The organism is Rhodococcus sp. 1168 (assembly GCF_002091955.1).
GTDB lineage: Bacteria > Actinomycetota > Actinomycetes > Mycobacteriales > Mycobacteriaceae > Rhodococcoides.
Genome location: NZ_MKKY01000043.1, coordinates 1 through 10,241, shown reverse-complemented (window position 1 = coordinate 10,241; position 10,241 = coordinate 1). Strand labels below are relative to the sequence as shown.

At 61.6% G+C, this 10,241-nt stretch carries 1 protein-coding gene; it reads left to right on the top strand.

Annotation, left to right across the window (positions count from 1 at the left end; translation table 11 throughout):
- Positions 1 to 16 precede the first annotated feature (16 nt).
- On the top strand, positions 17 to 10,241 hold a 10,225-nt coding region (locus tag BJI47_RS08495), incomplete at its 3' end, for a non-ribosomal peptide synthetase (RefSeq protein WP_176224746.1).

Here is a 10,241-nt window from a genome sequence, read left to right as displayed (position 1 = left end):
GTGGGAGCCGTTGGCGGTGCAGTATGTCGATTACACGTTGTGGCAGCGTGAGGTTCTCGGTAGTGAGGATGATCCGGAGTCTGTGCTGTCGCGTCAGTTGGCGTTTTGGTCGCAGGTGTTGGCGGATGTGCCGGATGTGTTGCCGTTGCCGATCGATCATCCACGCCCGAACCAACAATCGATATTGGGTGCAACCCGCGCATTCGAGATCCCCGCCGACAGTCGGGATGGACTGATGCAGTTGGCGTCGAAGCATGACTCCACTCTGTTCATGGTTGTCCATTCTGCGCTGGCATTGCTGCTGGCGCGCCTCAGTGGTACCGAGGACATCACGGTCGGTACTCCCATCGCCGGACGCGGAGAGGCGGGCTTGGACAACCTTGTCGGCATGTTCGTCGGGACCCTCGTCCTGCGGACAGAGGTCTCACCGCACGCGAGTTTCACCGAACTTCTCGCTGCTACCCGGGCGGCAGATCTCGCGGCCTTCGACAACACCGACATCCCATTCGAGCGACTCGTCGACGCCCTGGCACCGACCCGCTCCACCGATCACTCACCCCTGTTCCAAGTACTACTGGAATTCCAGAACAACCAGAGCGCGCATCTTGAATTGCCCGGCCTCGCCGTCGCGTTCGAGGAATTGTCGACCGGAACGACCAAGTTCGATCTACAGCTGCGGGTCGATGAAGCCGCAACGGAATCAGGTTCGCTCCCAGCAGCATTCACGTATGCCACCGAACTGTTCGATGCATCTACCATCGACAACTTCGTGGATCGATTCCTCAGATTGCTGCGTTCGATATGCGAGTCTCCGACCGTCCCGCTCCGCGATGTCGAGATCCTGTCGCGACGCGAGCGTGAGACCGTTCTGGAAGATTGGAATGCAACCGATCACGTCCTGCCGGCGACGGTCGGTTCGGATCCGACGCTCAATACCTTGTTCGATCTGCAGGTGGCCCGGAGTCCGTACTCGATAGCTTTGGTTTTCGAGGACGAACACGTGACCTACCGCGAGTTCGACGACCGCTCCAATCAGCTTGCACGTCACTTGATTTCACTCGGCGTGGGTCCGGAAACCCACGTCGGGCTCGCTATTCGGCGCTCGATCGATCTGCTTGTGGGAATGTACGCAATCGTCAAGGCAGGCGGTGCCTACGTCCCGATAGATCCGGACCACCCGACCGATCGATCGGCGTATGTCATCGACAGTGCTGATCCGGTCTGCATCCTGACCACCAGTCGGGACTGGATCAATGTCCCTGTGGCTACTCCAGTGCTCGCCGTGGATTTGATCGACGTCTCGGACCGGGCTACCGACCCGGTGACGGACGCTGAGCGTCACAGTGCGATCAGCGGACGAAACACCGCCTATGTCATCTACACCTCGGGGTCCACCGGGCGCCCGAAGGGCGTTGCGGTCAGCCATGAAGCAATCGTCAACCGCCTGCTGTGGATGCAGAACGAATACAGCCTCGAGCCGTCGGACAATGTGCTGCAGAAAACTCCCGCAACCTTCGACGTGTCGGTGTGGGAGTTCTTCTGGGCTCTTCAGATCGGCGCGAAGCTCGTCATCGCCGAACCGGATGGGCACCGCGACCCGGAATACCTTTCGCGTTTGATTCTCCGTGAGCGCATCACCACGGTGCACTTCGTTCCGTCGATGCTGGCTGTGTTCACCGATGGTGCACATTCCGACGACTGCGTGTCGTTGCGGCTGGTGTTCTGTAGCGGGGAGGCGTTGCCGCCGGCAACCGTCGGCGTGTTCACAGACTTCTCCGATGCGGATCTACACAACCTGTACGGCCCCACCGAGTCTGCGGTCGACGTCACTGCCTACCACTGCGCCGCAACAGATCCCACCGTTGTCCCGATTGGGGCACCGGTGTGGAACACGAGGGTCTACGTCCTCGATGCGTCCCTGAAGCCGGCTCCCATCGGTGCCCCCGGTGAGCTCTACCTCGCCGGTATTCAGCTTGCTCGAGGGTACGTCGGACGCGGGGATCTCACCGCGGATCGGTTCATCGCCGATCCCTTCGGCGGGCCAGGTGCTCGGATATACCGCACCGGGGACCTCGTACGATGGCGCGCCGACGGCAACCTCGAATACATCGGTCGTACCGATTTCCAGGTCAAGCTCCGTGGTCTGCGTATCGAGCTGCCGGAAATCGAAGCTGCTGTGCTGCGCCACGAGTCCGTTGCCCAGGCAGTCGCGATCGTCCACAGCAACGAAGCAACCGGCGAGGTTCTGGTTGCCTACGTGGTCGCTGCACGCGGGCGAGTAATCGACGGCGCCGAACTGAGCGCAGCGCTGGCGGAGTCGTTACCCGCGTACATGGTTCCCTCTCTCTTCATCGAACTCGACGAGTTCCCTCTGAATGCGAGCGGAAAGCTCGATCGAAAGATGCTTCCGGAGCCGGAATTCGGAACTGCTGATGTCGAGCTGGTCAGCCCGCAGAACCCGGTCGAGGAGATCATTGCTGCAGAGTTCGCCGATCTTCTCGGTCTCTCCCAGCTCGGAGTCACCCAGAACTTTTTCGAAGTGGGTGGCAACTCCCTGGTAGCCATGCGTCTGGTGGCGCGCGTCAACTCTGCTCTCGGTTCGACATTGACAGTGCGCGATCTGTTCGACGGGCCGACAGTCCGAGCTTTGGCCGAGACCGCCGAGTCCCATGGATACCGGACCGATACACGCCCGGCCTTGACGTCGGTAGTGCGCCCAGAATCCATCCCGGTGTCGCTCGCGCAACAGCGAATGTGGTTCATCAACCAGTACGACACATCCTCTGCCGCTTACAACGTCGCCTTCGCGATGCGGATGACCGGCACCCTCGATGTGGATGCGCTGCGCAGTGCAATCGGTGATGTGATCGACCGGCACGAGTCCTTGCGCACGGTCTTTCCCTTGACCGACGACGGGCCGATCCAATCGATTCTCGAATCTCGCCAGGCTCAACCCGACCTGACTCCTGTTCTCGCGCATTCGTCAGCGCACGTGGCCGAGTTGGTCGCCGAGATCGCAGCCACAGGTTTCGACGTTTCCAGGTCCGTTCCCATTCGTGCCCGATTGATCGAAGTCGGCAGGGACGAGCACGTTCTCGCATTCGTCGTCCACCACATCTCGTCCGACGGCTTTTCCACGGCTCCTCTGGCCCGTGACCTCATCGTCGCGTACAGCGCTCGTGCTGGTGGCGATGCCCCCACCCCGGCACCGCTACCCGTTCAGTACGCGGACTATTCGCTGTGGCAGCGCGAGTTCCTGGGTTCGGAGTCCGATCCGGCATCACTGATGTCGACTCAGCTCTCTTTCTGGGTCGACACGTTGTCCGGGGCCCCTGAGATCCTCCCGCTCCCGTACGACCGGCCCCGCCCGGCCGAGGCGTCGTTCCGAGGAGCGCAAGTCGATTTCGATTTGGACGGTGAGCTCCATCGTAGGATGGCCGAGTTGGCAGCCTCCCGCGACTCCAGTGTCTTCATGATCGTTCACGCATCCTTGGTGGTACTGCTGTCGACTCTGTCTGCCTCCGAAGATATTTCGGTCGGTACACCGATCTCCGGACGCGGCGATGCTGCACTGGACGACCTGGTCGGCATGTTCGTCAACACACTCGTTCTACGTACCGAGCTCGATCGATCGGCATCCTTCGACACCGTGCTGAACTCAGTACGTACTGCCGACCTTGCTGCTTTCACGCACTCCGACATACCGTTCGAGCGTGTCGTCGACGCGCTCGATCCGGTTCGATCGGCCTCGTACACGCCTCTCTTTCAGGTGATGCTCGAGTTCCAGCACACCGACCGACCGAACATCACGTTGCCCGGCCTCGAGATCGAGGGCGTCGAACTTGCCAATGACATAGCCAACTTCGACCTGCAGTTGACGATCTCGGAGACCTTCGAAGATTCCGGCCTTCAAGCGGGGATCGAAGCGTCGTTCCGTTACGCGAGCGATCTGTTCGACCAGTCGACGGTGGCGGGGTTCGCGGCGCGTCTACAGGTGATTCTCGAGGCAGTGACAGCCCAACCGAGCATCATTGTCGGGGACATAGATGTACTCTCCCCAGCCGAGCGACATGCGCTTGCGCCTGTCCGCGGTGCGCGAGGAGGCGACTCTCGTCTACTGCCGGACATTTTGACGGCAGCGGTCACCGCAGCGGGTGCTGCAGCGGACGCCGTGTGGTTCGAAGACGCGGTCATCAGCTACGGAGAACTCGATGCCCGCTCGTCGCAGCTGGCCCGCGCGTTGGTCGGCTTCGGTGCAGGTCCCGGCAAGGTAGTTGCACTGGCCATGCCGCGTTCGGCGGAAACCATCGTTGCATTGTGGGCCGTGACCAAGGCCGGTGCGGCTTTCCTCCCCGTCGATCCGACGTATCCAGCCGACCGTATCGAACACATGCTGACCGATTCGGGAGCCGTCATCGGTCTCACCACTTCGGCAGACGCGCCGCAACTGCAGGGACTATCGGCGACGACGTGGGTGCTACTCGACGACGCTGACGAGATGATCGCCATCGCCGTGCACTCGGGCGAGGCAGTTCACGACGTCGATCGTATTCGGCCGCTGCGACTCGACGACGCTGCCTATTTGATCTATACCTCGGGTTCGACGGGTGTTCCGAAGGGCGTCGTTGTCACTCACCGAGGGCTGTCCAACTTGGCCGAGGAGGAGCGCACCCGATTCCGGGTGACTACGGCTTCACGCACTCTGGCGTTCGCCAGCCCGAGTTTCGATGCCTCGATTCTCGAATTCATGTTGGCCTTCGGCGGCGCCGCCACCATGGTGATCGCACCCCCGGCGATGTACGGCGGGCCCGATCTGAGCCGGCTGCTCGCGGAGCAGCAGGTCACCCATGCGTTCGTCACACCCGCAGCACTTGCATCCGTGGACCCGGTCGGTCTGAGCCGGCTCGAGGTCATCGCTACCGGCGGCGACAGCTGTCCTCCGGAATTGGTTGCTCGGTGGGCACCGGGGCGGTCGATGTTCAATGCCTACGGACCTACCGAGGCGACTATATTCTCCTCGATCAGCACCAGCATGTCCCCGGGTGCCCCCGTCGACATCGGCTCGCCGACACTAGGTTTCGTCGAGGTCGTACTCGACGAGCGGTTGAATCCGGTCCCGGTCGGGGTACCGGGTGAGCTCTACCTCGCGGGCCCAGCTCTTGCCCGCGGTTATCACGGACGTCTCGGGCTCACCGCCGAGCGGTTCGTTGCGAACCCGTTCGATGCGGTCGGGTCACGCATGTATCGCACCGGTGACATCGTTCGCTGGAACCGTGAAGGTGCGATGGAGTTCGTCGGACGCAGTGATTCACAGGTCAAGGTCCGAGGTTTCCGAATCGAACTCGGCGAGATCGACAGTGTGCTCGCTGCGCATCCGTCCGTGGACTTCGTGACGACGGTCGGCACTACCGGGCCTGCGGGAAACACAATTCTCGTCGCTTACATCCTGCCGGCGGCCGATGCCAGGTTCGATATACGCGCTCTGCGTGAGCACGTTGCGGGAGCCTTACCCTCCCACATGGTTCCGACGGCATTCGTCGAACTCGACGCCATTCCGTTGACCCCAGCAGGCAAGCTCGATCGCCGAGCACTACCGGACCCGACGTTCGACAACAGGCCCGAGTCCGGTCGCGACGCGAACACTCCGGTCGAGAAAATGCTGGCAGGCCTCTTCGCGGAAGTGTTGCGGCTCGATCATGTCGGTGTCGACGACTCGTTCTTCGCCCTCGGTGGTGACAGCATTATGTCGATTCAACTGGTCTCGCGCGCAAAAGCGGCGGGCTTCGTTCTGTCACCGCGCGATGTCTTCGAACGCAAGACCGTCGCTGGGCTGGCTGAGGTCGCACTGTCGGTGGATGACGCGGACGCCGCGATCTTGGAGGAACTTCCAGGCGGCGGAGTCGGCGAGGTCCCGCTGACACCGATCGTGTCCTGGATGATCGAGCGGACTCAACAGTTCGATCGTCATACGCAGACCGCACTGCTCACCCTGCCACCGGGGATCGATCAAACGGTGCTCGAGCGCACAGTGCAATCCGTCCTGGATCACCACGACATGCTTCGCGCTCGTCTGCAGCGCGAAGAAGACGAATGGGCGATGGACGTTCGTCCGGCAGGGGCGGTCGCTGCCGCCGAGATCATCCGCCGCGTAGGCGTCGATTCGGCTTCGGGTCGCGAATTCTCGACTTTGGCGTCGGCCGAACTCGAGCGCGCTGCGGGCCGGTTGGATCCGGCCGCGGGGTCGATGCTGCAGCTGGTGTGGTTCGACGCGGGCTCAGAGCCGTCCCGGTTACTGATCGTCGCCCACCATCTTGTAGTCGACGGCGTATCCTGGCGAATTCTGGTGCCGGACTTGGCATCTTCCTGGTCGCAAGTAGTCGCCGGCCAAGAGCCCGTACTCGCGCCGGTCGGAACGTCGATGCGCCGATGGGCCCACGGGCTCCGAGATGAGGCTGTCGCTCGCCGCAGCGAACTCGATCTGTGGCAACAGGTGCTGGAAGGTCCCGATCAGTTGATCGGATCTCGTCCACTCGATCCGGCAGTCGATGTGTACGACACGGTGGAGCGAATCGATGTCGAGCTCTCCGCAGCGGTCACCGAGGATCTACTCACCACGATCCCCGATGTCTTCCATGGCAGTGTCAACGACGGATTGATGGCCGGACTGGCGCTGGCAATCGCAGCCTGGCGCCGTACTCGAGGCGGAGTGGACGGCGAGGTAGTGGACGGCGAGGTCTTCGTCAGCCTCGAAGGCCATGGACGCGAAGATCACGTGGTACCCGGCGCCGATCTAGGGAGAACACTGGGATGGTTCACCACCATTTTCCCAGTTCGAATCGACCTGTCCGGCACAGATATCGACGATGCGCTGGACGGTGGGGTATCCGCCGGAAGTCTGATCAAGTCGGTCAAGGAATGCCTGTTGGCGGTACCGGATCACGGTATCGGTTACGGCATGCTGCGCTACCTCGACGAGCAGTCAAGGGAGGCGCTCGCCGCACACGCCAATCCGCAGATCAGTTTCAATTATCTCGGTCGCTACAGCGCAGGCATCCCGGACAACCTCGGTGACGTAGGTTGGCTACCGGTCGACGACGCGGACATCGGTGATGTCCAGAACTCGGATTTGCCGGTAGCAGCGGTCCTCGACATCAACGCGGTGACCACGACCGGTGAGGCAGGCGCCGTTCTCGAAGCCACCTTCGCCTTTCCGTCGGGAGTCCTCGATTCCGAAGATGTCGAGGAACTGACCGCCCTATGGGTGCGGGCTTTGACCGGCCTGGCACGGCACGCACGCACTGTCGACGCGGGTGGGTTCACCCCGTCGGATCTCGACTTGGTGCAGCTCGATCAAGCGGCAATCGACGACATCGAGTCCAGGTATCCGAAGCTCGTGGACATCTGGTCCATGTCACCGCTTCAATCCGGGCTGCTGTTCCATGCCGAGTTGTCGGACCAGTCCGTCGACGCCTACATCGTCCAGTTGGTGTTGGAGCTGGGTGGCACGCTTGATCGGACTCGCTTCCGAGCGGCCGCTCAGCAACTTCTCGACCGTCATGCAAACCTGCGGACTGCATTCGTGCACAACATGGACGGCGATTCGGTGCAGATCGTCGAACGTGATGTCGAGGTGCCGTGGAACGAATACGACCTCACCGCACTGGACGGGTCCGCTGCGCAGATCGAACTCGAACGCATCATGGCCACCGATCGCGCTACGCGCTTCAACATGGCCGAGGCACCGCTGCTGCGGTTCACGCTCATCGACGTCCGTCCGGGCGAGTGGCGAGTAGTCATGACCAATCACCACATCCTTATCGACGGCTGGTCGACGCCTCTGCTCATCCGCGAACTGCTCACGTTGTACGCAACGGACGGCGATGACTCGATATTGCCCCGCGTACCTGCGTATCGCGACTATTTGAGATGGATGAGTCGCCGTGATGCAGCGAGCGCGCGGTCTGCCTGGAGCGAAGCATTGTCCGGGCTGTCCGAACCTACGCTGCTGACGCCGATCGAAAGCCGTCGGCAGGAGTCGACGCTCGCAGCACGTGTGCTGACATCACTGTCGGCCGCCGACACCGAGCGACTACGCGGAGTGGCACGCGAGCGCGGGGTTACGGTCAACACGCTCGTCCAGGCTGCATGGGGCACCGTCCTTGCAACGTTGACCGGGCGCACAGATGTCCTGTTCGGCACAACCGTGTCCGGTCGACCGCCCGAGATCAACGACATCGAATCGATGATCGGGTTGTTCATCAATACGCTGCCGGTCCGCGTCACGATAGATCCTCAGGAGACGTTGGGCGAGTTCATTTCTCGGTTGCAGGCAGAGCAGGCAGGTCTACTGGACCATCACTACCTCGGATTGACCGAGATCCAGCGTGCAGTAGGGCCTGGTGTCGCATTCGACACCCTGACGGTGTTCGAGTCCTATCCGGTCGATCGGGCTGGGCTCTCCGATGACACCGACATCGCCGGCATGCGGGTGTCGAACATTCAGGACGGCAGCGATACCGCTCAGTACCCACTGACATTGGTCGCCATGGCAAACGACCAGCTCCATATCGAAGCGAAATACCTGCCCGAACTGTTCGATTCGACGGAGGTCGAATCAATCGTCGAGCGGATTGTTCGCATGTTGACGGCGTTCGCAACCACGCCCGAGCTACTCATGGGACAGCTGGATTTGTTGTCGGTGTCCGAGCGTGAGTTGTTGGTGCCGGTGCGTGGTGGTGTGTCGGTGGTGGGTGGGTTGTTGCCGGAGATTTTGTCTGCTGCGGTGGGTGTTGCCGGTGTGGATGCGATTGCGTTGGTGTGTGGTGGGGTGTCGGTGTCGTATGGGGAGTTGGATGTTCGGTCGTCGCGGTTGGCGCGGTTGTTGATCGGTCGTGGTGTGGGTGTGGGTTCGTTTGTGGCGTTGGGGTTGCGGCGTTCGGTGGAGTCGGTGGTTGCGGTGTGGGCGGTGGCGAAGGCTGGTGGTGCGTTCTTACCGGTGGATCCGTCGTATCCGGTGGATCGTATTGCTCATATGTTGTCCGATTCTGGTGCGGCGGTGGGTATTACTGCGGCTGAGTATGTGTCCGATCTGGGGCAGGCCGCCGGCGGGGTGTCGTGGATCGTCATGGATGAGGAGTCGACCGTAGGAGAACTCGACGATCTTTCAGCCGAGCCACTTTTGAGCAGCGATCGGTTGGGTTCGGTTCGTCTCGATGATGCTGCGTATTTGATTTATACGTCGGGTTCGACGGGTGTGCCGAAGGGTGTGGTGGTGACGCATCGGGGTCTGTCGAATTTGGCTGAGGTGGAGCGGGTTCGGTTCGGGGTTACTCCTGCTTCGCGGACGTTGGCGTTTGCGTCGCCGAGTTTCGATGCGTCGGTGCTCGAGTTGGTGTTGGCGTTTTCTGGTGGTGCGACGATGGTGATTGCGCCGACCGATGTTTTCGGTGGTGTGGAGCTTGCTCAGTTGTTGCGTGAGGAGGCCGTCACGCATGCGTTCGTCACGCCGGCGGCGTTGGCGTCGGTGGATCCGGCCGGTCTGGATGCGCTTGCAGTGGTGGCGACCGGTGGTGATGCTTCTGGGTCGGATTTGGTTGATCGTTGGGCGCCGGGTCGGTTGATGTTCAATGCGTATGGTCCGACGGAGGCGACGGTGTTTGCGTCGTTGAGTGCGCCGATGTCGCCGGGTGTTCCGGTTGATATCGGTTCTCCGGTGTCGGGTTTTGCTGTGGTGGTGTTGGATTCGCGTTTGCAGCCGGTTCCGGTGGGTGTTGCGGGTGAGTTGTATTTGGCTGGTCCGGGGTTGGCGCGTGGTTATCATGATCGGTTGGGTTTGACGGCGGAGCGGTTCGTCGCGGCGCCGTTTTCGGTTGTGGGGGAGCGGATGTATCGCACGGGTGATGTGGTGCGGTGGACTGGTTCTGGGGTTTTGGAGTATGTGGGTCGTAGTGATTTTCAGGTGAAGGTTCGTGGTTTCCGGATCGAGTTGGGTGAGATCGATGCGGTGATCGCGGCTCTTCCTGAGGTTGATTTCGTGGCGACGGTGGGTGTCGATGGTCCTACGGGGGCGACGGTGTTGGTGTCGTATGTGTTCGGTGTCGGTGGTGGGTTGGTCGATGTCGAGGTGGTGCGTGAGCGGGTGGTGTCGGTGTTGCCGGGGCATATGGTTCCGTCGGTGTTTGTGGTGTTGGATTCGATTCCGTTGACTGCGGCGGGTAAGTTGGACCGCCGAGCACTACCCA